The sequence below is a fragment of the Mycobacteriales bacterium genome (genome assembly GCA_030697205.1).
Lineage (GTDB): Bacteria > Actinomycetota > Actinomycetes > Mycobacteriales > SCTD01 > JAUYQP01.
Genome location: JAUYQP010000049.1, coordinates 116,595 through 141,191, shown reverse-complemented (window position 1 = coordinate 141,191; position 24,597 = coordinate 116,595). Strand labels below are relative to the sequence as shown.

Sequence of the window (24,597 nt, the reverse complement as noted above, 5' to 3'; positions counted from 1 at the left end):
CGGTGCCTACGCTGAGGCGGTGACCACCCTCGCAGCCGTGCGGCTGCACAGCCGCTTCGCGGACGCCCTGCCCGAGCTAGCGGTGCCGTGGCAGGCGGCACCGGCACCCGACCCCCGGCTGCTGGTCCTCAACGAGCCACTGGCCCTCGAACTGGGTCTCGACCTCGAGCTGCTGCGCACCCCGGCCGGGCTCCGGCTGCTCGTCGGCGAGAACGTCCCGCCCGGAGCGAAGCCGGTCGCGCAGGCCTACGCCGGTCACCAGTTCGGCGGCTTCGTGCCCCGGCTCGGTGACGGGCGCGCGTTGCTGCTCGGCGAGCTGGCCGGTCCCGACGGCGCGCTGCGGGACCTGCACCTCAAGGGGTCGGGTCGCACGCCCTTCGCGCGCGGCGGTGACGGCCTGGCTGCGGTCGGGCCGATGCTGCGCGAGCACGTCGTCAGCGAGGCGATGCACGCCCTCGGCATCCCGACGACGCGCTCCCTCGCCGTCGTCGCGACCGGTCGAGGTGTGCAGCGCGAAACCCTGCTCCCGGGAGCCGTGCTGGCGCGCGTCGCCAGCAGCCACCTGCGGGTCGGCTCCTTCCAGTACGCCGCAGCGACCGGCGACGTCGCGCTGCTGCGGCGGCTGGCCGACCACGCGATCGCTCGCCACTACCCGGACGCCACGGAGGCGGCATCGCCGTACCTCGCGCTGTTCGAAGCTGTGCTGGGAGCGCAGGCGTCGCTGGTGGCGCAGTGGGTCCTCGTCGGTTTCGTGCACGGGGTCATGAACACCGACAACACGACGATCTCCGGCGAGACCATCGACTACGGACCGTGCGCGTTCCTCGACGGCTACGACCCGGCAACGGTCTTCAGCTCGATCGACACCCAGGGCCGCTACGCCTTCGGCAGCCAGCCGCTCGTCGCGGAGTGGAACCTCGCGCGGCTCGCGGAGGCACTGCTGCCGCTGCTCGCCGACGACGAGGCCGCCGCCGTCGAGATCGCGGTCGCGTCGCTCGGCGCGTTCCGGGGTCTCTACACGTCGGCGTGGACGGCGGGGATGCGTCGCAAGCTCGGCCTGCGCGACACGGTCACCGACGACCAGGTCGTGGCGCTGACGACCGAGCTGCTCGGGCTCATGCAGGCCGACGGCGTCGACCACACGTCGCTGTTCCGGTCTCTGTCGCACGAGCCGGCCCGCGAGCTGTTCCTCGACCTCGCCGGCGTCGACGCCTGGGTGGCGCGGTGGCGCGCGCTCGACCCGGACCTCAGCGGGCTCGACGCCGTCAACCCGGTCTACGTCCCGCGCAACCACCTCGTCGAGGAGGCACTCGCGGCCGCGACCGACGGCGACCTCGCGCCGCTCGACGGGCTGCTCGAGGCGGTGTCACGCCCCTTCGACGAGCGCGCCGGGCTGGAGCGCTACGCCGAGCCTGCGCCCGAGTCCTTCGGGGCCTACCGGACGTTCTGCGGGACCTGACGTGGACCGCACGACTGCCAGCGCGTTCGACCTGCCCGCACGACTCGCGGCGAAGGCCGACCCTGCGCTCATCGACCGCGACGAGCAGCACTTCGCCGCGATCGCCGCGTCGCTCGCGCACACCATCGCCGACCTGACCGACCGGCTCGACACCGAGCGCAGGCACGCCGGTGGGGCGGGCCAGGCCGCGATGGACCGCGACGCCGAGGTCCACCGGCTGACCGCGCGCCTGCGGGCACTGCGCCGCTTCGGCGTCGACCTCTGCCTCGGCCACGTCGTCGCCGCGGACGGAGAGGAGCTGCTCTACGTCGGGCGGCTCGGGCTCACCGACAGCGCGGGCCGGCGGCTGCTCGTGGACTGGCGCTCCCCCGCGGCCGAGCCGTTCTTCGGTGCCACGCACGCCAACCCGATGGGACTGGCGAGCCGTCGTCGCTACCGCTGGACCCGCGGTCGCATCAGCGACTACTGGGACGAGGTCTTCACCAGCGACGGGTTGGAGGGGCGCGCGGCACTCGACGACCAGTCGGCCTTCATCGCGAGCCTCGGCAGCAACCGGTCGCCGCGGATGCGCGACGTCCTCGGCACCATCCAGGCCGACCAGGACGCCATCATCCGGGCCAGCTCTCGCGGAGCGCTCGTCGTCGACGGCGGACCGGGCACCGGCAAGACGGTCGTCGCGCTGCACCGCGCGGCGTACCTGCTCTACTCCGATCCCCGGCTCGGTCACCACCGCGGCGGAGTGCTGGTGGTCGGTCCGCACCAGCCCTACCTCTCCTACGTCGCCGACGTGCTGCCGAGCCTCGGCGAGGAGGGCGTGCAGACCTGCACCCTGCGCGACCTGCTGCCCGAGGGCCGGTCCGCTGCTGCGGAGGCCGACCCGGCCGTGGCGGCGCTGAAGTCGACCGCCGACATGGTCGGGGCGATCGAGGCGGCGGCGCGCTTCTACGAGGAGCCGCCGACGACGGAGCTCACGGTCAGCACCCCGTGGGCCGACGTGCAGCTGACGGCGGGCGACTGGGCCGAGGCCTTCGAGGCACCGGAGCCGGGCACCGCGCACAACGAGGCGCGCGACCGGGTCTGGGAGGAGCTCGTGACGATCGTGACGGACAAGCACGAGCAGGAGGACGTCTCCCCCGTGCTGCTGCGCCGCGCGCTGCTGCAGGACAAGGAGCTGCTGGCGACCTTCAACGGCGCGTGGCCGCTGCTCGACCCGGCCGACCTGGTCGGCGACCTGTGGTCGGTACCGGCGTACCTGCGCAGGTGCGCGCCGTGGCTCACCGACGACGAGGTCCGGCTCCTGCAGCGACGCGACGCGCAGGCCTGGACGGTCGTCGACCTGCCCCTGCTCGACGCCGCACGCCACCGACTCGGCGACCCCGAGTCGGCCCGTCGCAAGCGCCGCAACGCCGCGACGGTCGCTGCCGAGAGCGAGCGGATGGCCACGGTCGTCGAGAACCTCATCGAGGCCGACGACGACGGCGAGGGGGCGATGACGATGCTGCTGACGCAGGACGTGCCGGTCGACGAGACCGGCATCGTCGCGGTCGACGTCGATCTGCTCGCCGGGCCCTTCGCGCACGTCGTCGTCGACGAGGCGCAGGAGCTCACCGACGCGGAGTGGCAGATGCTGCTGCTGCGCTGCCCGTCACGCAGCTTCACCGTCGTCGGCGACCGCGCGCAGGCCCGGCACGGCTTCACCGAGTCGTGGTCCGACCGGCTCGACCGGGTCGGCCTCGACCGCAGCGCGCTCGCCTCGCTCACGGTCAACTACCGCACGCCGGAGGAGGTCATGGCCGAGGCGGAGCCCGTCATCCGTGCGGTGCTGCCGGATGCCAACGTCCCGACCTCGATCCGCAGCAGCGGGGTGCCGGTGCGCCACGGCTCACGCACGGGGCTCGAGGCGGTGCTGTCGGAGTGGCTGGAGGCGCACGCCGAGGGGGTCGCCTGCGTCGTCGGCGACCCGAGCTTCCCAGCGCGGCCACGTGTCGCGTCGCTCGCGCCGGAGCTGACGAAGGGCCTCGAGTTCGACCTCGTCGTGCTCGTCGACCCCGACTCCTTCGGCACCGGCATCGAGGGCGCCGTCGACCGCTACGTCGCGATGACGCGCGCCACCCAACAGCTCGTGGTCCTCACGAGCTGACGCGCGCCAGACCCCGCGTTGCGGTCGCGCGCCGGATCAGCCCACCAGCAGCGCGAAGGCTTCGGGCAGGACGGGCGGGCTCTTGAGGTAGCCCTGGAACTCGGTGCAGCCGCGCTGCTCCAGCACGGCGAGCTGCTGGAGGGTCTCGACGCCCTCCGCGATGACGTCGAGGTCGAGGGTCCGCGCCAGCCCGATGACCGCGGAGCACAGCGCCTCTCCGTCGCCACCCTCCGCGATGCCCTGCACGAAGGACTGGTCGATCTTCACGCGGTCGACAGGCAGGCTGCGGAGCCGTCCCACGTTGGAGTAGCCGGTGCCGAAGTCGTCGAGGGCGACGTGCACACCGAGCTCGCGCAGCGCGCGCAGGTCGACCACCGCCTCCTCTCCCTCGAGCAGCTCGAGGCTCTCGGTGACCTCGACCTCGACCTGATCAGGATCGAGCCTCGACTCGGCCATCGCGTCGACCACCCAGGACCGGAAGCCCGGGGCTGCCAAGGTGCGGCTCGAGATGTTGACCGCCATCCGCAGCGGAGCCAGGCCGCTGTCGAGCCAGGCCCTCGACTGCCGCAACGCCTCCCGGAGCACCCAGCGGTCGATGTCGACGATGACCCCCGTCGCCTCAGCGGCCGGGATGAAGCGGGCGGGAGTCACCATGCCCGACTCGCGCTGCCACCGGACCAGAGCCTCCGCCCCCACGACGCGCCCGGTCCCGACCTGCACCTGCGGCTGGTAGCGCACATGGAACTCGCCCGCGCCGAGGGCCGCCTGCATCTCTGTCTCCAGCAGCAGCTCCTCGTGGGCTCTCGCAGTGAGCCCAGCGCCGTAGGCGACCAACCCACCTCGCGGACGCCGGAGAGCCTCGCCGAGGGCGGCCTCGGCGTGCTGGAGCAGCAGCGCCGGCGTACCGCCGGCGGGTGCGGTCGCGAGGCCCACCCGGCACGTGCTGCGAACACTGCGGCGACCCACGACCCAGGGCTGCTCCAGCGCGGACACGACCCTGGCAGCAGCATCAGCAGCCGAGCCGGGGGCGCCCTGCACCAGAAGCCCGAAGCCCTGCGGCAGGCGTCCGACCGACCAGCGAGCCGCTCCAGCGGTGATGAGCAGACGTGCGGTCACCTTGCGTGCCAGCTCGTCCGCGACGACCCGACCGAAGCTGCGGGCCACCGACTGCAGCTGGTCGACCGAGACGAGCAGCAGGGTGACCTCGCCGCCCTCGGAGCCGCTGAGGGCATCGGCGATCGCCGCCTCGAAGAGCACGGGTCCGGGCAGGCCCGTCGCGGCGTCGTAGAGCGCGCGACGCTGGAGATGCTCGCCTCGCAGCGCGCGGACGACCTCAGCCAGCGCACTGGCGTGCATCTGGACCACGTCCGGGTCGCGAGGAGTACGCCGGCCGCCATCGTCCTCGACAGCTGCCACGAGGGTGCCGAGCTCGTCCCCTCGTCCGTCCAGCAGCGGGAGCACGAGCAGCGCGGAGCCGCCGACACTCGACAGCACCTGATCTGCCAGGGGGTCGTCGCCGCTGCGCACGAGACGCCCCTCGCCGTCCGCGCTCACCGAGAGCGCAGCCACTGCCCGGGCCAAGCCGGCGTCGGTCCCTGCCGGTGCACCGGAGCTCACACAGCACCGGACATCGCGCGACAGGGGTTCCCACACGGCGAGCACGACACAGGCGGCGTCGAGGCCCAGGCGGCCGGCCTCCGCCATGATGTCGAGCACCCCGCGCACGTCCTGGGCGGCCGACGCCCGTCGGTGCGCGACCAGCAGCAGCTCAGCCGTCGTCGTGGGCGTGCTCATGGCGCGGGGTGACCGCGGACAGGCGTCACGACGTGGACACCCATGCCCGGCCGACGCATCAGGCCAGGGGCCCGCACGAGGGCCTCGACCGCCTCGCGAGACGACTCGCCGTGGGTGGACATCCGACGGGCGACCGCTGCCGCCACCTGCGGGGCCGCGAACGAGGTGCCGCTCCACAGCGCGTTGGGCTCGACGAACTCGTCGTCGTTGCCGTCGCCGTCGGAGTCGGTGGTCGTCGTCCCGATGACGTATGTGCTCCGCAACCGGTCGCCCTCGGCACAGGCATCCACCCAGGGCCCGAAGTTGCTGAAAGCGGCCCTGCGCTTGCGCGTGCCCATCGCAGCGACGCCGACGACCGAGCGGTGCGCCGCAGGGTGGAAGGGCCGGTCGAGCGCGTCGTTGCCGGCCGCCGCCACGACGACCGGCCCCTTGCTGCGTTCGATCTCCTCGAGCACCGCGGTCAGGGCCAGCAGCCCCTCGTCGGAGTGCGTGTAGCCCCCGAAGGACAGGTTGATGACATCGGCGCCCGCGTCCACCGCGTTGCGGACCCGACGCGCGGCCGTGAGGTCGTCGGTCGTGCCGGAAGGGTCGAGCGCCTTGAGCGCGAGCACCTTCGCACCGGGCGCCACCTGCGCGACGATGCCGGCGATGAACGTCCCGTGCCCGGCTTCGAGGTCGAGCCGGCCGTCACCGGGTGAGGTGTCGAGCAGGTCGAGGTCGGCGGGATCGACCACGACGTGACGGCTCATCCACGGGATCGCCAGCGACGACTCGGCCTGACCGGTGTCGACGACCGCGATCAGGACGCCAGCCCCGTCCTTGCCTTCGGCGAGGTCGAGCCCGGCGGCCGGCGCGGGCGGGCGGCCGGGGCAGCCGCGGATCTTCGGCGCCCCGAAGAGCACCGCGTTGGGCGCCACGGCTCGCACCGGTCCTTGCCTGCGCAACGACAGCACGGCCTCGTGGACGTCGGTGCCGCCGGGCAGACCGAAGCGGGTCACTCCGACGGAACGCCCGTCGTCGTCGTACGGCTGGGCTCCCACATCCTTCAACGCGGCTGCGAGATCGGGGACCGCAGCCGTCACGACGAGCAGCTCGTCCGGGCGGCAGAAGTGCTCCTGTCCCGGTTCGCCGTAACGGACGACGCGGCCGCCGGCGAGCAGCTCCTCGGTCGCCTTGGAAAGGCGCTGCCGCCACGCGGTGTCAGCCCTGCCCTCGCGCGGCATGGCGCCTCCCTGGGCGAGTCGAGCAGGATCCCGTGCGGCCAGTTCTAGCATGCGCTCATGCCCCTCGGTCCCGACCACGCACGTGCGTCGAGGACAGATGCTGACCGCTGGGACGGGCTGGTGCACCGCTATGCCGGGCTTGTCTGGTCCGTCCCTCGGGGACACGGCTTCGACCCCGCCACGTCCAGCCAGATCGCGCAGACCTGCTGGCTTCGTCTCGTCGAGCAGGTCGACGACATCGACGGCACCGTCGGTGAGTGGTTGCTGCGTGCTGCTCGTCAGGAGTCGGCCCGCGCCGCCCGTTGGCACGACGGTTCCGGTCGGTCGGCCCTTCAGGTCGAGCCGCCTCTGCAGTCGCTCGCCGAGCTGCCTGCCCGGCTCCGGCTCGCGCTACGGGTGTGGGCCACCGAGGCCGAGCCGTCGACCGCCGAGCTCGCGGCCGCGCTCGACGTCGCCGCCGAGTCGGTGCCGACCGCGCTGGAGCAGGGACTGGAGCGCCTCACCGTCGCCGTGGGTGACGCCTTCGGGGGGTCGGCTGAGATCGCCCACCGGTTGCGCCGCGCGGTTGCCGACCACGACGCGCCACCCGCCGAGCTGTTGGCTGCAGCCAGAGCAGCCTTCTCCTGGCGCACCCTCGATGCCGAGCTCGCACCACTGATCTCCGAGAGCAGCAGCCACGACGACGTGCTGGCGGGGGTCCGGGGCGTGCAGACCCTGCGACGGCTGTCCTTCCGCGCCGACGGGCTGGTCCTCGCCCTCGAGGTGTCCGTCGACGGGCTGCGACGCTGCGTGCTCGGGCAGCTCACTCCCCCGGTCGAGGCTGATGTGACCCTGCGACTCTCCGACGGCACCTCGCTCGACGTCGACGTCGACGACCTGGGCCGCTTCGCCTGCGACGACATGGCGCCCGGACACGTCAGCCTTCGCGTCGTCGAGGCCGCGACCGGGCGACTGCGACACACCGACTGGGTGCTGCTCTGACGGTTGTCAGCGAGGCGGAAGCGGTCTTGCGGCTGGCGGCGCTCGAGCCACGACGAGCCGCCCGAGAGGCGGCGAGCCTCCTGCAACGGGCACGCCTCGGCGCGGAGGCGGCGTCGGTCGCCGAGCGCGCGCTCGGCATCGCCTGTCGCGAGCTGCTCGACGTGCGGGGTGCGGCCCAGCACCTACGTCGGGCCGTACGGCTCGCCGAGACAGGGGCGCTGCCGGTCCGAGCGGGAGAGGCTCGCCTGAGCCTGGCCCTCGAGCTGCTCCAGCAGGGCCGCCCCCGGCTGGCCCTGCGCGAGCTGGACCAGGCCGGGACGTCCCTCGGCGACGACCACGCCCAGGTGCACAACCAGCTCGTGGCGGTCTACGTGCGCCTCGGCCGCTACGAGGTGGCGCTGGCCGCAGCCTCGCGCGCCCTCGCCATCGCCGAGCGGGAGGGCGACCGGTCGCTCACGGCTCTCGTCCTCGGCAACCGCGGTGTCGTCCACGGCTACCGCGGGCACCTCGTCGAGGCCGAGCGGGACCTGCGTCGTGCGGTCGCGCTCAGCCGTGACCTCGGCGAGGCGCTCGGGGCACTCGACGGCCTGCACAACCTCGGCTGGGTGCTGTCTCGGGGTGGTGACCTGCCCGCGGCGCTCGAGCTGTTCGACGAGGCCGAGCGCGGCATCGCCGACCTGGGCGTCCCGTTGGCGGTCTACCAGCTCGACCGCGCGGAAGCACTGCTGGCCGCCGGCCTCGCCACTGAGTCCTTGGTCATCGCCGGGATCGCCGCGGAGGCACTCGACGAGGCGGGCATGGAGGCGACCCTTCCGGAAGCGCTGGTGCTTCGGGCCCGCGCAGCGCTGGCAACCGGCGATGTCGCTGTCGCCGCCGCCGACGCGAGACGCGCCGGACGACTGCTGAAGCGCCAGGGCCGGCGGGGATGGACGGTGCTCGCCCGCGCCCTCGAGCTCGAAGCGGGGGCAGGATCGAGACCCACTCGACGATCCCTACGGATCGCGTGCGAGGTGGCAGACGCGCTGCGCGGCGCCGGGTGGCACGAGGCCGAGCTGCGCACCCGCCTGCATGCGGCTCGGGCCGCAGCCGCCCTCGGCCACGGCGATGAGGAGGAGGGCCAGCTGGCGCGAGTGGCCGACCACCGCACGTCGAGCTCGGCGCAGGCTCGGTTGATGGGGTGGGAAGCAGAGGCCCTGCTCCGGGCTCGGGCCGGCGACGCAGCCGGGGCCATGCGGTCGGCCTCTGCTGGTCTGCGAGCCCTTGCGTCGCACCAGGCAGTCCTCGGAGCGACCGAGCTCCGAGCCGCCGCGGCCGTCGACGCGGGTGACCTCGGGGCGCTGGCTGTGCGACTGGCTCTCGACTCAGGTCGACCTGCGACGGTCCTGGCCTGGACCGAGCGACTCCGCGCGTCAGCGCTGCACCGACCACCGGTCCGGCCGCCGGGGGACCGCGAGCTCGCGGACGACCTCTCAGCGCTGCGGGCCGTGAGCGCCGAGCTGCAGGAGGCGCAGCTGCGCGACGAGCCCGTCATGACCTCCCTGGTCCGACGGCAGCGCGAGCTCGAGGAGTCGGTGCGCCGGCGTGCGCACCACGCTCGCGGGCTCGCCGGTCGGGCGGCCGCGGTCCCGACGATGCGGGACCTGCGAGCCGCCCTGGGCAGTCGGCGCCTCGTCGCGTTCTTCGAGCACGACGGGCGGCTGCGCGCCGTGGTCGTGCACCGGTCGGCGACCGTCGTCGACTGCGGACCGTCGGCGCGGGCGAGCCTCGAGCTGCGGCACCTGTCCTTCGCCCTCCGACGGCAGGTCACCGGCGACGACTCCACAGACGTGCTCACGACCGGGGCTGCTCGCCTCTCCGCACTGCTGGGGCTGGACCGCCTCCCGGGTGGCGGCCACGAGCCGGTCCTCGTCGTGCCCACCGGTCCCTTGCACGCGGTGCCCTGGTCGTTGCTCCCCGGCCTGCGCGAGTGCGTGGTGGAGGTCGCACCGTCGCTCAGCCTCTGGAACCGGCCGATCCTCTCGACGGCAGCGCCGCGCGTCCTCGCCGTCGCAGGTCCCGACCTCCCGGCGGCCCAGAGCGAGGCGGCCGACGTGATCGCGGCGCACGGTCCGCCCGCGACCTCTCTGGTCGGCGCCGACGCGACGTCGGGCCGCGTCCTCGAGCTGCTCGCCACGACCGACCTCGCCCACATCGCCTGTCATGCCGTCTTTCGCGCCGACAACCCTTTGTTCTCAGCACTTCTGCTCGAGGACGGGCCGCTCACCGTCTACGACCTCGAGCGCCTGCCTCGCACGCCCACGCACGTCGTGCTGTCGGCCTGCGACTCAGGACGTCACGGGGTCCGCGCCGGCGACGAGCTGCTGGGTCTGGCAGCGGCCCTGTTCGCCCTGGGCACCCAGACCCTCGTCGCCAGCGTGGTCCCGGTCGACGACGCGGCGACCGCCTCTCTCATGTCGCGGTTCCACCGGGGGTGGGCGGCGGGGGCCGGACCGGCAGAGGCCCTCGCGGCGGCGCAGCGCTCGGCACCGTCGACTCCGGTCGACCGCGCCACCGCAGCCGCCTTCGTCTGCCTACGGGCCGGGCGGGACTGAGGGCGTCGACCCGAACGGCAGCCGATGGGTCAGGTCTCGACGTACGCCGCGAGGTGCTCGCCGGTGAGCGTCGACCGGCTGGCGACGAGGTCCGCCGGCGTGCCCTCGAAGACGACCCGGCCGCCGTCGTGCCCGGCGCCCGGTCCGATTTCCACGATCCAGTCGGCGTGCGCCATCACGGCCTGGTGGTGCTCGAAGGTCGACGGCATCCGCTGGACGCACGTGTCCTTCGAGTCCGGCCTGGCCGTCAACGCGCCTACACGCTGGCGGCCGGGGGCAAGCGCGCCGCCGGCTTCAAGTTCTCCGAGGGCATGGACCCACCGGAGGAGCTCTCGGCCTTCTCGTGGGCTCGCCAGAAGTCGACGCTCGCCGGCGAGATCCGCGGCTCCTACTTCGTTATCAAGGGCGAGTACTGAGGCCTTCGCGCGAACGCACGCCCATCGTCGGCGACGTCACGGGACGAGAACGATCTTCTTCCCGTCGAGTGATCGAAGGACGCCGAAGTGCCGGTGGTCGAGCGTGACGGTCGATCCTTGTGGGACTTGCTGGAAGCGCACCCTGTTCCAGAGCCCGAGACCTTCGGCCCGTCCAAGGACTCGTTCGAGAGCGTGCTGGATCTCGCTTGGCCCGACGACGCCGCCAGCATGCTGCGGCAACTCACAGGTCGCGAGGAGCGGTCCGATGACTACTCGCCCTTGGAACAGGGACGACTGCCGTTGTTCGGCTGCCCGATGTGCGTCGACCTCGCGTGCGGATCCTTGACGGTCGGGGTGGCGGTCTTGGGCGACGCCATCACGTGGAGTGACTTCGTGTCGAAACCGGCTATGCGACAGCGGAGACGACGATCGACCTCGACGGCTTTCCCGACTTGGTCTTCAGTCGCACGCCTACGAGAACGCACTTCTCGAGCCGGTGGCGGCACTCGAGGCGCTGGTCCAGGAGGAACGGCTTCTCAAGTCCGAGTGGCGCCGACATCGCGGCCTCTAGCTAGGGCCTCATCCGCCGCTTCACCCAGTCCGGTTCTCGATAGAGACCAGTGTGTGGTTCTGAGAAAAAGGGGTTGTCCGCTGGCAGTTCGTAGGCGGGCAGAGATCGGGAGGCCTCGGTCGGTGACGTCGGGTCGCGGAGGAAGCGAGGACGACAGGGGAGCTGGGTCAGGGCGCAGAGGACAGGGCGAGTCGTTCGAGCGGTTGACCGGTGATCTCGGCGATCAGCTCGAAGTCCTTGTCGACGTGCAGTACGGCGAGACCGGCGAGCTCCGCCGTCGCGGCCACGATCAGATCGGGGACGGAGGGCGCCCGGTGGTGCCCGCGATCCGCGAGCAGCATCTGGACCTCGAGCGCCCGGTCCTCGATCGCCGGGGTCTGGTACTCCACGGGCATCGCGCCCAGGGGAGCGCGCCGAACTGCCGCGCGAAGATCCGGCCCAGACCGGGCCGAGTAGCCGACCTCCAGACGAGTGACGGTAGCGATGCGCACGGCTCCCTGCTCGATGCGCTCGACCCAAGCGGCGGCGTCCGGGCTGCCGCTTAGCCGGACCAGTGCGGATGTGTCGATGAGCCAACCGCTCACTCCCAGGCGCCCCTCATGACCTCAGGGTCAGCGAGGTCAGCGAACGTGGCCGAGAAGGACTCCAGGTCATCGTGGCTGACGCTCATGGCGCTGGCAGTGGCCTCCTGTGCCAAGCGCCGACGAAGGAACTCGCTGCGGGACAGCCCCAGACGGGCGGCTCGGGCCTCCAACGCGGCGACCACGTCGTCGGGCACATCTCGCACCAGAACGTCGGTCACGGCCACCTCCGATATCTCACGATAGCATCGTGGGCACCACGCGGCAGCCAGGCTCGAGCTGGCGCATGGCCCCGCTAACCTACGACCCTGCCCACGCCTACACGTTGAAGCGGAACTCCACGACGTCGCCGTCCTGCATCACGTAGTCCTTGCCCTCCATGCGGGCCTTGCCGGCGGCCCGTGCGGCGGCGACCGAGCCGAGCTCGACGAGGTCGGCGAAGCCGATGACCTCCGCCTTGATGAAGCCGCGCTCGAAGTCGGTGTGGATGACACCGGCGGCCTGGGGGGCGGTGGCGCCGACCTTGATCGTCCAGGCGCGCGCCTCCTTCGGCCCGGCCGTCAGGTAGGTCTGCAGGCCGAGGGTCGCGAAGCCGATGCGGGCGAGCTGGTTGAGGCCGGACTCCTCCTGACCCATCGACTGGAGCAGCTCGAGGGCGTCGGCCTCATCCATCTCGACGAGTTCCATCTCGACCTTGGCATCGAGGAAGACCGCCTCAGCCGGCGCAACGAGGGATGCCAGGGACGCGCGCAGCGAGGTGTCACCGAGCTGCGCCTCGTCGAGGTTGAAGACGTAGAGGAACGGCTTGGCCGTCAGCAGGTGCAGCTCGCGCAGCGGCTCCCGGTCGAGGCCGGCAGCGAAGACGGTCTGCCCGGAGTCGAGGACCTTCTGCGCCTCGTGCACGGCCTCGAGCTGGGCGACGACGTCCTTCTTGATCCGCGCCTCCTTCTCGAGCCGCGGGATGGCCTTCTCGATGGTCTGCAGGTCGGCGAGGATCAGCTCGGTGTTGATGGTCTCGATGTCGTCCTTGGGCGAGACCTTGCCGTCGACGTGCACGACGTCGCCGTCGTCGAAGACCCGGATGACCTGGCAGATCGCGTCGCTGTCGCGGATGTTGGCGAGGAACTTGTTGCCGAGCCCCTGCCCCTCCGACGCACCCCGCACGATCCCCGCGATGTCGACGAAGTCGACCGTCGCCGGCAGCTGCTTGGCCGAGCCGAAGACCTCGGCGAGCGTGGCGATCCGCGGGTCCGGCACCCCGACGACGCCGACATTGGGCTCGATCGTCGCGAAGGGGTAGTTGGCCGCGAGGACGTCGTTCTTGGTCAACGCGTTGAACAGCGTGCTCTTGCCGACGTTGGGCAGGCCGACGATCCCGATGCTGAGGCTCACGGGGTCAGAGGCTACCGGCGCGCCCAGACGCCCGACTCCCGCTCGCCGACCGGACACGGACGACAGCGTGGCGGGAGCTGCCTGTCGTACCAGCGTGGTTCGGTGCTCAGCATGGAGATCGCTCTCGCCCTGCTCGTCGGTGTCGTCCTCGGCCTCCTGCTCGGCCGGCTGCTCACCAGGCGGGACGAGGCGGTTCTCGCCGCGTCGTTCCAGGGCTTGGCGGCGCAGGCGATGCGCGAGACCGACGGAGAGAGCCGGGCTGCGGTCGGCCGGATGGTCGCCCCGCTCACCGAGCAGCTGCACCGGGTCGAGCAGCAGCTGCAGGGCCTCGAGGTCGACCGGGCCCGCACCATGGGCGAGCTGAGGGCGCAGGTCACAGAGGTCCGGATCACCTCCGAGCAGCTCGGCCGGCAGACCGCGTCGCTCGTCGACGCCCTGCGCAAGCCGCAGGCGCGGGGCCGGTGGGGAGAGGTCCAGCTGCGCCGCGTCGTCGAGATGGCCGGCATGACCGACCGCTGCGACTTCACCGAGCAGACCACCCTGCGCGACGCGAGCCGTCCCGACCTGGTCGTCCGCCTGGCCGGGGGGCGGACCGTCGTCGTCGATGCGAAGGTGACCCTGGCCGCCTACCTCGAGTCGGCCGAGGCCACCGACGAGACCGTCGCTGCGCAGCGGATGGCCGCCCACGCACGGCACCTGCGCGACCACGTCGACCGGCTCGCCGACAAGGCCTACTGGCAGCACCTCGACGACTCCCCCGAGTTCGTCGTGCTCTTCGTCCCCGGGGAGGCCTTCCTCGCCCCGGCCCTCGAGCACGACCCCGCACTGCTCGAGCACGCCTGGTCGCGGGGCGTCCACGTCGCGACGCCCACCACACTGGTGTCGCTGCTCCGCACCGTGGCCCACGCCTGGCGACAGCAGTCGCTCACCGACGACGCCCGCGCGGTCCTGGCTGCCGGCAAGGAGCTGCACGCCCGGCTCGCCACCCTCGGCGGTCACGTCGACAAGCTCGGCCGATCTCTCGGCCGCACCGTCGAGGCCTACAACGCCACGGTCGGCTCGCTGGAGTCACAGGTCCTGCCGAGTGCCCGTCGCATGTCGCAGCGCGAGCTCGCCGATCCGGTCACGATCGACGTCCTGCCTCGGCTCGTCGCCGCACCGGAGGGCCTCGACCAGACCGGATGAACCGTGCGGCGCGCCACACGGCAACGAGGTGGAGCGACCCCGGGTCGGGGGTAGCGTCCGCGAGGTGAGCAGCTGGACCGGTCCTCGCGGCGCGGGCGAACCCCGCCCGGCACCCACCGCGCCTGACGAGCAGGTCGAGTCTGCACCCGGCCACCACCTGCCGGCCGGTGCGCACCTGTCCGACCGACGGGGCCTCACCGCCACCGGTGCAGTCGCGCTCGCCCTCGCGCTCGGCATCGCCGGCGGGCTCGTCGACGTCCTGACCGGCCCAGGGCTGCGGACCGTCTTCGCGGTCTGCTTCGTCGCCGGGTGCGGGCTGGCCGCCCTGCTCGTGCACCGCGAGGACCTCGTCGCCGCAGTGGTCATCCCACCGCTCGTCTACTGCGTGCTGGCCCTGCTCGCGGGAGCGGTGGAGACGACGGTGGGCAGCCAGTCACTGCTCACCCGACAGGCGCTCGAGCTGCTCAACGCGCTCGTGCTCGGCGCCCCGGTGCTGCTTACCGCGACCGGTCTCGCCCTCGCGATCGCGGTCGTGCGCGGCGCACTCGGTCGGCGACCGGCCTAGCCCTCCAGGCCGGCGGCGCGCAGGTCGCGGCGCAGCTCCGGCGGCAGCGCGAACAGCAGGTGCTCCTCGGCGGCGACGACCTCGTCGACGTCGGCGTAGCCGCGCTCAGCGAGCCAAGCCACCACGCCAGCGACGAGATCCTCGGGCACCGAGGCGCCGCTCGTGAGGCCGACCGTCGTGACACCTTCCAGCCAGGCCGCGTCGATCTCCGTGGCGTCGTCGACGAGGTACGACGCGGACGCACCCGCGTCGAGCGCCACCTCGACCAGGCGGACGCTGTTGGAGCTGTTGCGGCTGCCAACGACCAGGACGAGCTCGGAGTCCGCGGCGATCTGCTTGACCGCGACCTGGCGGTTCTGCGTGGCGTAGCAGATGTCCGCCGACGGCGGGCCCTGCAGCGCAGGGAAGCGCTCGCGCAGCGCGTCGACGGTGGTGTTGGTCTCGTCGACAGACAGCGTGGTCTGGGAGAGGTAGGCGACCCGCTCGGGGTCGCGCACGACGACGGCCGCGGCCTCCTCGACACCATCGACGAGATGGATGTGCTCGGGCGCCTGACCGGTCGTCCCGACGACCTCCTCGTGGCCCTCGTGGCCGATGAGGATGATGTCGAGGTCGTCAGCAGCGAACCGCTTGGCCTCCATGTGGACCTTCGTGACCAGCGGGCAGGTGGCGTCGATCGTCTTCAGCTGTCGGGTCGCGGCCTCGGCGTGGACGGTCGGCGCGACGCCGTGGGCGGAGAAGACGACAGTCGCGCCCTCGGGGACCTGCTCGGTCTCCTCGACGAAGACCGCGCCCTTGGCCTCGAGGGTCCGCACGACGTGGGCGTTGTGCACGATCTGCTTGCGGACGTAGACGGGAGCGCCGTAGACCTGCAGGGCCTTCTCCACGGTGATGACGGCGCGGTCGACGCCGGCGCAGTAGCCGCGGGGGGCTGCGACGAGGACCCGCTTGCGCGGGGTCGTGCCGGTGCCGGTCATGCTGTCATCGTAGGTCCCGGTGACACCCCTCACCTGCCGCCCCGACTGCGTGTGAGCGGGCCCACCCCGGGAACGCCGACACCAGCAGCGCTCGCTGCCAACCGCCCGATCCTCGGAGGACCCGTGCCCCCCGCCGTTCCCACCCCCGTCGCCGCCGCGCTCGGCCTCGTCCCCACGGTCGTCCGCTCGGTCCGGCGCCTGCCCGGCAAGGCGGTGCAGCTGCCCGTCCTCGTCGTGAGCCAGGCGCTCGTGACGGCCGAGAGCGTGCGCCGGGAGTACGACGAGCTCGCCGACCGCGGCGAGAAGCTCGTCGCCAAGCTGCGCGGCACGTCCTTCGACGAGATCGAGGACCACGTCGAGGAGCTCGTCGAGAAGACCCCGTTCGCGGGCGCCTACGACAAGGTCGAGGACACGCTCGAGGACGCCGGCGAGGCGGTCTCGGCGAAGGTCCGCGACATCGGCAGCGCCGCGAAGGCCGGAGTCGGCGCGGCGAAGGAGAAGGGCACCAGCCTCGTCGACGACCTGCAGGGGGAGCTCGACGCCGCCGAGGACGTCCCGGACGCCGAGGCCCCCAAGGGCGAGCCGACTCCGAAGGCCACCCAGCCCGACAGCACCCGCGTCGACACCGCGGCCACCCCCGATGTCGTCGCCGTCGTCGAGCAGGTCGCGGCAGCCGTCGACACCGAGGTACCGACCCACGCCGAGCTCCCGCTCGCCGACTACGACCACATGACGCTGGGCTCCCTGCGCGGCCGGCTGCGCTCGCTGTCGCTCGAGCAGCTCGTGCAGGTGCGGGACTACGAGAAGTCCAAGGCCGACCGGCTGCCCGTCGTGACGATGCTCGACAACCGGATCGCCAAGCTCGCGACCGAGACCGCGGCACTTCCCGCGGCCGCTCCGTCGGACGCGCCCGCGCCTGAGCAGGTCGCCACCGCCAAGGCCCCCAAGAAGCCGGGCAAGGTCACCGCGGCCGCCACCGCCAAGACCTCGGCGCCGCGCACCAAGGTCCGCACGACCTGAGCCACCAGGTGAGTCGCTAGGGTCCGCGGATGGCCCTGGACAACAGCGCTGAGGCACCGCTGCCGGTCCGCGTCGTCGCCAAGTCCATCCACGACTGGGTGGGGCGGCTCGGCCGGGTCTGGGTCGAGGGACAGATCACGCAGCTGAGCCGTCGGCCGGGCACGGTCTTCCTCACGCTGCGCGACCCGGTCGCCGACGTCAGCGTCACCGTCACCTGCAGCCGGGCGGTCTGCGAGCAGGCCCAGCTCTCCGAGGGCGCCCGCGTCGTCGTGCACGCCAAGCCCGACTTCTACCTCTCGCGCGGCACGCTGTCGCTGGTCGCCACCGAGATCCGGCCGGTCGGCGTCGGCGAGCTGCTCGCCCGCCTCGACCGGCTCAAGGGCGTGCTGCGCGCCGAGGGCCTGTTCGAGCCGTCGCGCAAGAAGCCGCTGCCGTTCCTGCCGCGCACCGTCGGCCTCGTCACGGGCCGGGCGTCAGCTGCCGAGCGGGACGTCGTCGAGAACGCCACCCGCCGCTGGCCCGCCGTCGTCTTCGACGTCCGCGAGGTCGCCGTCCAGGGGCACCTCGCCGTCGCGCAGGTCGTCGACGCCCTGCGGTCGCTCGACCGCGCGCCGACCGTCGACGTCATCGTCCTGGCCCGTGGCGGCGGCAGCGTCGAGGACCTGCTCCCCTTCTCCGACGAGCTGCTCTGCCGGGCCGTAGCCGACTGCCGCACCCCTGTCGTCAGCGCCATCGGCCACGAGCCCGACTCGCCGCTGGTCGACCTCGTCGCCGACGTCCGCTGCTCGACACCGACCGACGCCGGCAAGCGGGTCGTGCCCGACGTCGTCGAGGAGCTGTCCCGGGTGGCGCAGCTGCGCGACCGGGCCCGCCGGGTCGCGGTCGGCACGGTCCGCACCGAGCTGGCCCGGCTCGAGCACGTCCGCAGCCGGCCCTGCCTGGCCGACCCGCTCTCGCTCGTCGAGGGCCGGGCATCCGACGTCGACGGCCTGCGCGACCGCACCCGACGCTCCCTCGCCTCGGCCCTCGACCGGGCCGCCGACGACCTGCGCCACACCCGCGCCCGCGTCGTCTCCCTGTCGCCGCAGGCCACCCTCGACCGCGGCTACGCCGTGGTGCAGACCGAGGACGGCTCCGTCGTACGACGGGCAGCTGACGTCTCCTCGGGCACCGCGCTGCGACTGCGCCTGGCCGAGGGCGAGGTCGCCGCTACGGCGCAGTAGACCCGGGCATCCCCGGCGAGGAGCCCGGGGCGGTCCAGGCCATGGAGGCGCCGCCCAGGACGCGGAAGCCGAAGCGCTCGTAGAGCCGCCGCCCGTCCTCCGTCGCGCGCAGGTCCACCCGGGACACGCCCTGCTCGGCGAACCACCCCATCAGCGCGGTGAAGACCAGCTCACCGCAGCCCTGCCGCCGCGCCGTCGGCTCGGTCGACATCGACGCGATGTAGCCCTTCCGCCCGTCGAGCTGACGCGGTGACGGCAGGTGCTCCTCGAGCCAGCCGGCGCCGCAGGACACGACCCGGCCGTCGGACTCGACGACGAAGGCGACGAAGCCCGGGCCGGCCAGCCGTCGCGCGAAGGCCTCTTCCGTCACCCGCCACCAGACGGGGTCGCTGGTGTCCGCACCCATCGCGTCGTGCATGAGCGCCCGCAGCCGGGTGAGGTCGTGCGCGTCGGAGACCGTCGCCCGCCGTAGGGTGCCCACGTGGCCGATCCAACACCGTCCTACGAGCAGGCGCGTGACGAGCTCGCCGACGTCGTACGACGTCTCGAGGCCGGGGGCGCGACGCTCGAGGAGTCGCTGGCGCTCTGGGAGCGCGGCGAGGCGCTGGCGCGCACGTGCCAGGAGTGGCTCGACGGCGCGCGGGCAAGGCTCGACGCGGCGCTAGCCCCGGGTCGTGAGGGTGGTCAGGCTGGCGGCGAGGACGCGTAGCTCGTCGAGCGTCGTCGTCGAGCGGATCCCGCCGACGACCACCGTGAGGGTGCCGGCGGTGCGCACCAGCGACACGACGCCCTCGGTGTTGTCGACCTGCTGCCAGGTCGTGCCGCCCACGTCGACGGTGCCCTTCTCGGTCGTCCGGCCGGCGGCCTCGAGCAGGAAGTCGTCGCGGTCACCGGCGGACGCGAAGTACTCGGCATACTCCTTGCTCGGAGTGTTGTAGCCGACCCGCAGCCGGTCGGGCGAGGAGTCGTACGCCGCGACCGTGGGGCGCCACTCCGCGGGAAGCGTGCCGGGCACGACGGCGTCGGGGACGGCGCGGGTGAACGACAGGATCTCGACCGCCGGGTCGATCACACGGATGACGGCCTTGTCGCTGTCGGGCGGCTGGGCGAGCCAGAAGGCCGCGACGACCAGCACCATGACGATGCCGAGCGAGCGGACCATGTCCGCGGCTGTCTCGCGGCCGCGCTTCTTCGCGGGACTGACCTCGGAGCTCACGCGCCACCACCTATCCGCCCGATGAGGGCCAGCACGTCGCCGGCAAGGCGCTCTGCCGACTGCTCGTCCTCGCAGACCGCGACCTCGTGGCCGGCCTCGCTGACGACGGTCGTGAGGACGAGGACGAGCGCGTCGCCCCACGGCTCGGCGCTGTCGTCGGGGCCGGTGCGCAGCAGGGTCGCGTTGCGGCGGGTCCACTCGCGGTAGCGGCGGCGGGCGACCAGCTCGAAGCCGGGAGGGCCGCCGCCGGCGAGGAAGATGCGCGACAGGTCGCGCTCCTGCCAGCAGCCGGCGAGGTAGGCGCGCGAGCCGGCGACGAAGAGGCTGACGGGGTCGCTCTCGGTGGCGCGGGCCGCGCGGACGGCGGCCGCGGCGCGCTCCTCCTGCCGCTGCTGGTGCTCCTCGAACAGCGCGAGGTAGAGGTCGGCCTTGCCGCCGAAGTGGTGGTAGAGGCTGCCGACGCTGGCGCCCGCCTTCGCGACGACGTCGGCGATGGAGGCCTCGGCGAAGCCCGACGCGGTGAAGACCTCACGGGCGGCGGCGAGCAGCGACGTGCGGGTCGACGCCGCGCGGGTCGTCATCGCGGTCACGACACGGCCTCTGCCGAGAGGTCGGTGAAGGGGATCCGCCGGCGCTGCACCACGTCACCGATGGTGGACCACTCCTGCGCGCCCAGGCGCGCCAGGGGGCGCAGGAGCTCGATCTCGGGGCGCCCGTCGCGCAGCACCTCCTCGTCGACGCTGACCCAGACCACCTCACCGAAGACCACCGTCGAGCCGCCCCCGAAGTCGCGCTCCCCGACGACGCGGCACTCGATCGCCACCGGCGACGCCGCGACGCGGGGCGGGGCCACGACGACCGACGCCTCGCGGGTGAGGCCGGCAGCGTCGTACTCGCTCGTGCCTGCGGGGTAGTCGGTGGCGGTGGCGTTGATCTGCTCGAGCAGCGGCTCGGGGCAGAAGCTGACGGTGAACTCACCGGTCGCGCGGGCGTTGCGCAGGGTGTCCTTGGTGCCGACCGAGGTGAACTGCACGACGGGCGGCTGGACCGAGGAGATCGTGAAGAACGAGTGCGGCGCGAGGTTGTCGACCCCGTCGGCGGACCGGGTGGTGACCCAGGCGATCGGGCGGGGGACGACGACGCTGTTGAGGAGCCCGTAGATGTCGGGTCCGAGCGCGGCGGGGTCGTAGTCGCGGCGGGTCACGCGACCAGCCTCTCACCCGGCGACTGGTCGGCCACCGGTGCCGCAGGTTCGGGGGCGCGTCCCCAGATCGTCCGCATCTGCGGAGAACTACCGCGCTAATCTCCGTAGGTGCCCACCTACCGCCTGGCCGCCGCGGCTGCATTGCTGGGTGTGAGTGACGACACGGTCCGGCGGTGGGCCGACACCGGCCGACTGCCCGTCACGACCGACGCCGGCGGGCGGCGCGTGGTCGAGGGGACGGCGCTGGCCGCCTTCGCGGTGGCCCAGGCGGGCGAGCCGGAGGGGTCGCGGCACAGCTCGGCGCGCAACCGCTTCGAGGGGATCGTCACCCGGGTCGTGCGCGGTGACGTCGTGTCGCAGGTCGAGGTGCAGTCCGGGCCGCACCGGCTCGTCTCGATCGTCAGCACCGAGGCCGTCGACGCCCTCGGGCTCGAGCCCGGCGCACCGGCGGTCGCGTCGGTCAAGTCCACCAACGTCGTCGTGGAGCTGCCGTGAGGACGGCGGTCCTGGCGCTCGCCGGCGTGCTGCTGACCGGATGCGGCGGCGCGGCCGACGACCGGGAGCCACTGGTCGTCCTGGCAGCCGCGTCCCTCACGGCCACCTTCACCGAGCTCGAGGCGGTCTACGAGCGCGAGCACTCCGACGTCGACGTGCAGGTGTCCTTCGCGGGGTCGCAGGTGCTCGTCTCGCAGGTCCGCGAGGGTGCCCCCGCCGATGTGGTCGTGACCGCCGACGAGCCGAGCCTGCAGTCGGTCGCCGGGCTCGTCGGCCCACCTGTGGTCGTCGCGCGCAACCGGCTCGCCCTCGTCACCGCGCCGAGCAACCCGAAGGGCCTCACCACCCTTGCCGACCTGGCCCGACCGGGTACGACGGTGGTGCTCGCCGGCCCCAACGTCCCCGTGGGCAAGGCGGCGCGGGCCGCGCTCGCCGCGGCGGAGGTGGTCGTCCGACCGGTCTCGGAGGAGCCCGACGTGAAGGCGGTCGTGGCCCGCGTGCGCCTCGGCGAGGCCGATGCCGGCATCGCCTACGTCACCGACCTGCGCACGCCCGAGATCGCGGGCACGCCCCTGCCGGGCACCAGCAACGCCTACCCGGCCGCAGCGGTCCTCGGCGCCACGCACCAGGAGGAGGGCGAGCGCTTCGTGGCGTTCCTGGTGTCTGCCCCGGCGCAGGCCGTGCTCGCGGCTGCCGGCTTCCTACCGCCACCGTGAGGCGGGCGCCCGCGGCACTGCTCGTCCCGTCCCTCGCCGCCCTCGCCCTGCTGGTGCTGCCGCTCGTCGGCCTGCTCGCGCGCACCCCGTGGACGCGACTGCCCGAGCTGCTCGGCCAGGACCGCGTCCAGCAGGCGCTGCTGCTGTCGCTGCGCTGCTCGCTCGGCGCGCTGCTGCTCGCCGTCGTGCTCGGCGTCCCGCTCGCCTGGCTGCTGGCCCGCGGCGGCCTGCCCGGCACCCGCCTGCTGCGCGCCCTCGTGCTCGTCCCGCTGGTGCTCCCCCCGGTCGTCGGCGGGGTCGCCCTGCTGCTCGCCTTCGGGCGCAACGGGCTGGTCGGCCCGCTGCTCGTCAGCACGGGGACGACACCGGCCTTCACGTCGTACGGCGTGGTGCTGGCCGAGGCCTTCGTCGCCCTGCCCTTCCTCGTCCTCGTCCTGGAGGGCGCGATCGCCGGGCTCGACCCCGCACACGAGGAGGCAGCCGCGATGCTCGGCGCCGGGCGGGTGCGGGTCTTCCTCACCGTGACGCTGCCGCTCGTCGGACCGTCGCTCGCAGCCGGCGCGGCGCTGGCGTGGGCACGCGCGCTCGGGGAGTTCGGCGCGACGATCACCTTCGCCGGGTCGCTGCCCGGCACGACGCAGACCCTTCCGCTCGCCGTCTACGACCTGCTCGTCGACGACCCGGCCGCGGCCTACGCCGTGAGCAGCCTGCTGCTCGCCGTCTCCCTCGGGCTCGTCGTCGCACTGCGCACCAGGCTGCCCCGATGAGGGCGACGGTCGAGGTCCGGGCGGGGGCGTTCACGGTGCGCGCATCGGTGGCCGCCGAGCCCGGGGAGGTGGTCGCGCTGGTCGGCCCGAACGGTGCCGGCAAGACGACCCTGCTGCGCGGCCTCGCCGGCCTCGCGCCCGCGACCGGACCGGTGCTGCTCGACGGAGTCGACGTCGCGGGCCTGCCCCCGGAGCGGCGCGGCATCGGCTGGGTCGCGCAGGGCGGCCTGCTCTTCCCGCACCTGTCCGCGCGCGACAACGTCGCCTACGGGCTGCGCGGTCGCGACCGGCGCGGTCGGGCGCTGCGCGCGCTCGAGGGGCTCGGGATCGCCGACCTCGCGGACCGGCGGCCGGCGCAGCTGTCGGGCGGCCAGGCCGCCCGGGTCGCGCTGGCCCGCGCGCTCGTCACCGCCCCCCGGCTGGTCCTGCTCGACGAGCCGCTGGCCGCGCTGGACGCGACGACCCGAGCAGACGTACGCCGGGTGCTGCGCGCCGCCCTGTCCGGCGGGCCCGCCCCTGCGCTGGTCGTCACCCACGACCCGGTCGACGCGCTCGCCCTCGCTGACCGGGTGGTCGTGCTGGAGGACGGCGCGGTCGTGCAGGACGACGCGGTGGCCGAGGTCGCCCGGCGGCCGAGGACCGCGTGGGTGGCGGGGCTGATGGGGCTCAACGCGTGGCGGGGCGTGTCCGACGGGGTGGGGGTCGCGGTGGGCCCGGGGGTCGTCGTGGGCGAGCCGGTGCTGCCGGCGGGGACGCCGGCGCTCGTGCTCGTCGCGCCATCGGCGGTGTCGCTGCACCGCACCGAGCCGGAGGGCTCGGCCCGCAACCGGCTGCGCGGTCCGGTGACCGACGTGACGTCCCTGGGCGGCAGGGTCCGGGTCACCCTCGACTCGTCCCCGCCGGTTGTGGCCGAGGTGACCCCGGTCGCGGCCGCCACCCTGGGCCTCGGGGACGGCGGCGAGCTGTGGGCGTCGTTCAAGGCGGTGGAGGTGCAGGTGGTCGCGGACGGGGCGGGTGTAGGTGGGGCCTTCGCTGGCTAGGCTCGGGTCATGACCTCCCCCGACGTCCCCTCGGAGCTCTCCGTCCGGGCAGAGGCGCCCGACCGCAACCTCGCCCTCGAGCTCGTCCGCGTGACCGAGGCGGCCGCGATGGCCGCCGGGCGCTGGGTCGGGCGCGGTGACAAGAACGGCGGCGACGGCGCGGCCGTCGACGCGATGCGCCAGCTCATCGGCACCGTCTCGATGAAGGGCGTCGTCGTCATCGGCGAGGGCGAGAAGGACGAGGCGCCGATGCTGTTCAACGGCGAGGAGGTCGGCAACGGCGACGGACCCGAGTGCGACGTCGCGGTCGACCCCATCGACGGCACCACCCTGATGAGCAAGGGCATGCCCAACGCGCTGGCCGTGCTCGCCGTCGCGGAGCGCGGCACGATGTACGACCCGTCGGCCGTGTTCTACATGGAGAAGCTCGTCACCGGCCCGGACGCCGCAGGGGCGGTCGACATCACCGCGCCGGTCGCCTACAACGTGCAGGCCGTCGCGAAGGCCAAGGGCCTGTCGGTCGAGGACGTCACCGTCTGCATCCTCGACCGACCCCGCCACGAGGACCTCGTCCACGAGGTGCGCGCCGCGGGCGCGCGCATCAAGTTCATCTCCGACGGCGACGTCGCGGGCGCGGTGATGGCCACCACCGAGGGCACGGGCGTGGATCTGCTGCTCGGCATCGGCGGCACCCCGGAGGGCATCATCACGGCCTGCGCCGTGAAGTGCCTCGGTGGCGTCATCCAGGGCAAGCTCTGGCCGCAGAAGAAGTCGGAGTTCGCCGCCGCGGCCGAAGCCGGCCTCGACCTCGACGCGATCCTGTCGACCGACGACCTGGTCCGCAGCGACAACGTCTTCTTCGTGGCGACCGGCATCACCGACGGCGAGCTCGTCGACGGCGTCCGCTACCGCGGCGGCGGTGCGACCACGGAGTCGCTCGTCATGCGCTCACGATCCGGCACGATCCGCCGGGTCCGCTCCGAGCACCGCTTCACCAAGCTGCGGGCCTACTCCGCGATCGACTTCGAGCACGCCCGCTAG

25 protein-coding genes and 1 pseudogene are annotated in these 24,597 nt (G+C 73.2%); 15 read left to right on the top strand and 11 right to left on the bottom strand.

Annotation, left to right across the window (positions count from 1 at the left end; translation table 11 throughout):
• The first annotated feature begins 19 nt into the window (after window positions 1-19).
• Together Q8R60_16610 and helR are read left to right on the top strand one after the other, a co-directional pair.
• A complete protein-coding gene (locus Q8R60_16610; protein ID MDP3714095.1) occupies window positions 20-1,459 on the top strand; it encodes a YdiU family protein in 1,440 nt (479 codons plus the stop codon).
• A 1-nt stretch (window position 1,460) separates the two neighbouring features.
• Window positions 1,461-3,599 carry an RNA polymerase recycling motor ATPase HelR gene (gene helR, locus Q8R60_16605; GenBank protein ID MDP3714094.1) on the top strand — a complete coding sequence of 713 codons (2,139 nt, stop codon included), beginning with the start codon at window positions 1,461-1,463 and terminating at the stop codon, window positions 3,597-3,599.
• A 36-nt stretch (window positions 3,600-3,635) separates the two neighbouring features.
• On the opposite strand, the gene Q8R60_16600 is transcribed toward helR, so the two are convergent.
• Entirely contained in the window at window positions 3,636-5,393 is a 1,758-nt protein-coding gene (locus tag Q8R60_16600) for a GGDEF domain-containing phosphodiesterase (GenBank protein MDP3714093.1), read from the bottom strand.
• Window positions 5,390-6,616 carry a S8 family serine peptidase gene (locus Q8R60_16595; protein ID MDP3714092.1) on the bottom strand — a complete coding sequence of 409 codons (1,227 nt, stop codon included), beginning with the start codon at window positions 6,614-6,616 and terminating at the stop codon, window positions 5,390-5,392. The genes Q8R60_16600 and Q8R60_16595 overlap by 4 nt, the downstream gene beginning before the upstream one ends.
• A 57-nt stretch (window positions 6,617-6,673) precedes the next feature.
• Between Q8R60_16595 and Q8R60_16590 the strand changes: the two genes are divergently transcribed.
• Together Q8R60_16590 and Q8R60_16585 are read left to right on the top strand one after the other, a co-directional pair.
• Entirely contained in the window at window positions 6,674-7,597 is a 924-nt protein-coding gene (locus Q8R60_16590; GenBank protein MDP3714091.1) for a hypothetical protein, read from the top strand.
• A gap of 26 nt (window positions 7,598-7,623) precedes the next feature.
• The gene (locus Q8R60_16585) at window positions 7,624-10,188 is read left to right on the top strand and encodes a CHAT domain-containing tetratricopeptide repeat protein (GenBank protein ID MDP3714090.1); all 2,565 of its coding nucleotides are present in this window, start codon (window positions 7,624-7,626) and stop codon (window positions 10,186-10,188) included.
• Window positions 10,189-10,217: 29 nt separating this feature from the next.
• Here the strand turns inward: Q8R60_16585 and Q8R60_16580 are convergent, their stop codons facing one another.
• Window positions 10,218-10,439: a hypothetical protein gene (locus tag Q8R60_16580; protein ID MDP3714089.1), complete on the bottom strand. Its 222-nt coding sequence runs from the start codon at window positions 10,437-10,439 to the stop codon at window positions 10,218-10,220.
• Between Q8R60_16580 and Q8R60_16575 the strand changes: the two are divergent.
• Window positions 10,384-10,604 (top strand): annotated as a pseudogene (locus Q8R60_16575) (phage tail protein). The gene Q8R60_16580 and the pseudogene Q8R60_16575 sit on opposite strands and share 56 nt — an antisense overlap.
• 738 nt (window positions 10,605-11,342) lie before the next feature.
• Here the strand turns inward: Q8R60_16575 and Q8R60_16570 are convergent.
• From Q8R60_16570 to ychF, 3 genes are all read right to left on the bottom strand, one after another.
• Complete coding sequence (locus tag Q8R60_16570) at window positions 11,343-11,765, bottom strand: PIN domain nuclease (protein ID MDP3714088.1); 423 nt, start codon at window positions 11,763-11,765, stop codon at window positions 11,343-11,345.
• A complete protein-coding gene (locus tag Q8R60_16565) occupies window positions 11,756-11,977 on the bottom strand; it encodes a ribbon-helix-helix protein, CopG family (protein MDP3714087.1) in 222 nt (73 codons plus the stop codon). The genes Q8R60_16570 and Q8R60_16565 overlap by 10 nt, the downstream gene beginning before the upstream one ends.
• A gap of 97 nt (window positions 11,978-12,074) precedes the next feature.
• Window positions 12,075-13,148, bottom strand: coding sequence for a redox-regulated ATPase YchF (ychF, locus tag Q8R60_16560; protein MDP3714086.1), 1,074 nt, complete (start codon window positions 13,146-13,148; stop codon window positions 12,075-12,077).
• Between the two features lie 111 nt (window positions 13,149-13,259).
• On the opposite strand from ychF, the gene Q8R60_16555 reads away from it, so the two are divergent.
• Window positions 13,260-14,333: a DNA recombination protein RmuC gene (locus tag Q8R60_16555; protein MDP3714085.1), complete on the top strand. Its 1,074-nt coding sequence runs from the start codon at window positions 13,260-13,262 to the stop codon at window positions 14,331-14,333.
• A gap of 64 nt (window positions 14,334-14,397) precedes the next feature.
• Window positions 14,398-14,898 carry a hypothetical protein gene (locus Q8R60_16550; protein ID MDP3714084.1) on the top strand — a complete coding sequence of 167 codons (501 nt, stop codon included), beginning with the start codon at window positions 14,398-14,400 and terminating at the stop codon, window positions 14,896-14,898.
• Here the strand turns inward: Q8R60_16550 and Q8R60_16545 are convergent.
• On the bottom strand, window positions 14,895-15,875 hold the full coding sequence (locus Q8R60_16545; protein MDP3714083.1) for a 4-hydroxy-3-methylbut-2-enyl diphosphate reductase: 981 nt from the start codon (window positions 15,873-15,875) through the stop codon (window positions 14,895-14,897). The genes Q8R60_16550 and Q8R60_16545 overlap by 4 nt on opposite strands.
• Before the next feature lie 123 nt (window positions 15,876-15,998).
• Between Q8R60_16545 and Q8R60_16540 the strand changes: the two genes are divergently transcribed.
• Window positions 15,999-16,895, top strand: coding sequence for a hypothetical protein (locus Q8R60_16540; GenBank protein MDP3714082.1), 897 nt, complete (start codon window positions 15,999-16,001; stop codon window positions 16,893-16,895).
• Window positions 16,896-16,924: 29 nt separating this feature from the next.
• Window positions 16,925-18,118 carry an exodeoxyribonuclease VII large subunit gene (gene xseA, locus Q8R60_16535; GenBank protein MDP3714081.1) on the top strand — a complete coding sequence of 398 codons (1,194 nt, stop codon included), beginning with the start codon at window positions 16,925-16,927 and terminating at the stop codon, window positions 18,116-18,118.
• Here xseA and Q8R60_16530 read toward each other — a convergent pair.
• Window positions 18,105-18,599, bottom strand: a complete 495-nt coding sequence (locus Q8R60_16530; GenBank protein ID MDP3714080.1) for a GNAT family N-acetyltransferase — start codon at window positions 18,597-18,599, stop codon at window positions 18,105-18,107. The two genes, xseA and Q8R60_16530, sit on opposite strands and share 14 nt — an antisense overlap.
• Between Q8R60_16530 and Q8R60_16525 the strand changes: the two genes are divergently transcribed.
• On the top strand, window positions 18,600-18,827 hold the full coding sequence (locus Q8R60_16525; protein ID MDP3714079.1) for an exodeoxyribonuclease VII small subunit: 228 nt from the start codon (window positions 18,600-18,602) through the stop codon (window positions 18,825-18,827).
• On the opposite strand, the gene Q8R60_16520 is transcribed toward Q8R60_16525, so the two are convergent.
• From Q8R60_16520 to Q8R60_16510, 3 genes are read right to left on the bottom strand one after another with little or no spacing between them, the layout of a single operon-like run.
• Window positions 18,780-19,334 carry a DUF4245 domain-containing protein gene (locus Q8R60_16520; GenBank protein MDP3714078.1) on the bottom strand — a complete coding sequence of 185 codons (555 nt, stop codon included), beginning with the start codon at window positions 19,332-19,334 and terminating at the stop codon, window positions 18,780-18,782. The two genes, Q8R60_16525 and Q8R60_16520, sit on opposite strands and share 48 nt — an antisense overlap.
• On the bottom strand, window positions 19,331-19,915 hold the full coding sequence (locus tag Q8R60_16515) for a TetR/AcrR family transcriptional regulator (GenBank protein ID MDP3714077.1): 585 nt from the start codon (window positions 19,913-19,915) through the stop codon (window positions 19,331-19,333). The genes Q8R60_16520 and Q8R60_16515 overlap by 4 nt, the downstream gene beginning before the upstream one ends.
• A gap of 5 nt (window positions 19,916-19,920) precedes the next feature.
• Window positions 19,921-20,538 (bottom strand): flavin reductase family protein, encoded by a 618-nt coding sequence (locus Q8R60_16510; GenBank protein ID MDP3714076.1) that lies wholly within the window; start codon window positions 20,536-20,538, stop codon window positions 19,921-19,923.
• A gap of 108 nt (window positions 20,539-20,646) precedes the next feature.
• On the opposite strand from Q8R60_16510, the gene Q8R60_16505 reads away from it, so the two are divergent.
• From Q8R60_16505 to glpX, 5 genes are read left to right on the top strand one after another with little or no spacing between them, the layout of a single operon-like run.
• Complete coding sequence (locus Q8R60_16505) at window positions 20,647-21,033, top strand: TOBE domain-containing protein (GenBank protein MDP3714075.1); 387 nt, start codon at window positions 20,647-20,649, stop codon at window positions 21,031-21,033.
• Window positions 21,030-21,749: a molybdate ABC transporter substrate-binding protein gene (modA, locus tag Q8R60_16500; GenBank protein MDP3714074.1), complete on the top strand. Its 720-nt coding sequence runs from the start codon at window positions 21,030-21,032 to the stop codon at window positions 21,747-21,749. Before Q8R60_16505 ends, modA begins: the two co-directional genes overlap by 4 nt.
• Entirely contained in the window at window positions 21,746-22,516 is a 771-nt protein-coding gene (locus Q8R60_16495) for an ABC transporter permease (GenBank protein MDP3714073.1), read from the top strand. The genes modA and Q8R60_16495 overlap by 4 nt, the downstream gene beginning before the upstream one ends.
• On the top strand, window positions 22,513-23,556 hold the full coding sequence (locus tag Q8R60_16490) for an ABC transporter ATP-binding protein (GenBank protein ID MDP3714072.1): 1,044 nt from the start codon (window positions 22,513-22,515) through the stop codon (window positions 23,554-23,556). The genes Q8R60_16495 and Q8R60_16490 overlap by 4 nt, the downstream gene beginning before the upstream one ends.
• Window positions 23,557-23,565: 9 nt before the next feature.
• Window positions 23,566-24,597 carry a class II fructose-bisphosphatase gene (gene glpX / locus Q8R60_16485; protein MDP3714071.1) on the top strand — a complete coding sequence of 344 codons (1,032 nt, stop codon included), beginning with the start codon at window positions 23,566-23,568 and terminating at the stop codon, window positions 24,595-24,597.

Excerpts from the sequence above, each read along its gene's own strand:
- Q8R60_16515 (MDP3714077.1), bottom strand. The coding sequence starts at position 19,915 with ATGACGACCCGCGCGGCGTCGACCCGCACGTCGCTGCTCGCCGCCGCC.
- glpX (MDP3714071.1), top strand. The coding sequence starts at position 23,566 with ATGACCTCCCCCGACGTCCCCTCGGAGCTCTCCGTCCGGGCAGAGGCG.
- Q8R60_16490 (MDP3714072.1), top strand. The coding sequence starts at position 22,513 with ATGAGGGCGACGGTCGAGGTCCGGGCGGGGGCGTTCACGGTGCGCGCA.
- Q8R60_16590 (MDP3714091.1), top strand. The coding sequence starts at position 6,674 with ATGCCCCTCGGTCCCGACCACGCACGTGCGTCGAGGACAGATGCTGAC.
- Q8R60_16555 (MDP3714085.1), top strand. The coding sequence starts at position 13,260 with ATGGAGATCGCTCTCGCCCTGCTCGTCGGTGTCGTCCTCGGCCTCCTG.
- Q8R60_16600 (MDP3714093.1), bottom strand. The coding sequence starts at position 5,393 with ATGAGCACGCCCACGACGACGGCTGAGCTGCTGCTGGTCGCGCACCGA.
- Q8R60_16545 (MDP3714083.1), bottom strand. The coding sequence starts at position 15,875 with ATGACCGGCACCGGCACGACCCCGCGCAAGCGGGTCCTCGTCGCAGCC.
- xseA (MDP3714081.1), top strand. The coding sequence starts at position 16,925 with ATGGCCCTGGACAACAGCGCTGAGGCACCGCTGCCGGTCCGCGTCGTC.
- Q8R60_16595 (MDP3714092.1), bottom strand. The coding sequence starts at position 6,616 with ATGCCGCGCGAGGGCAGGGCTGACACCGCGTGGCGGCAGCGCCTTTCC.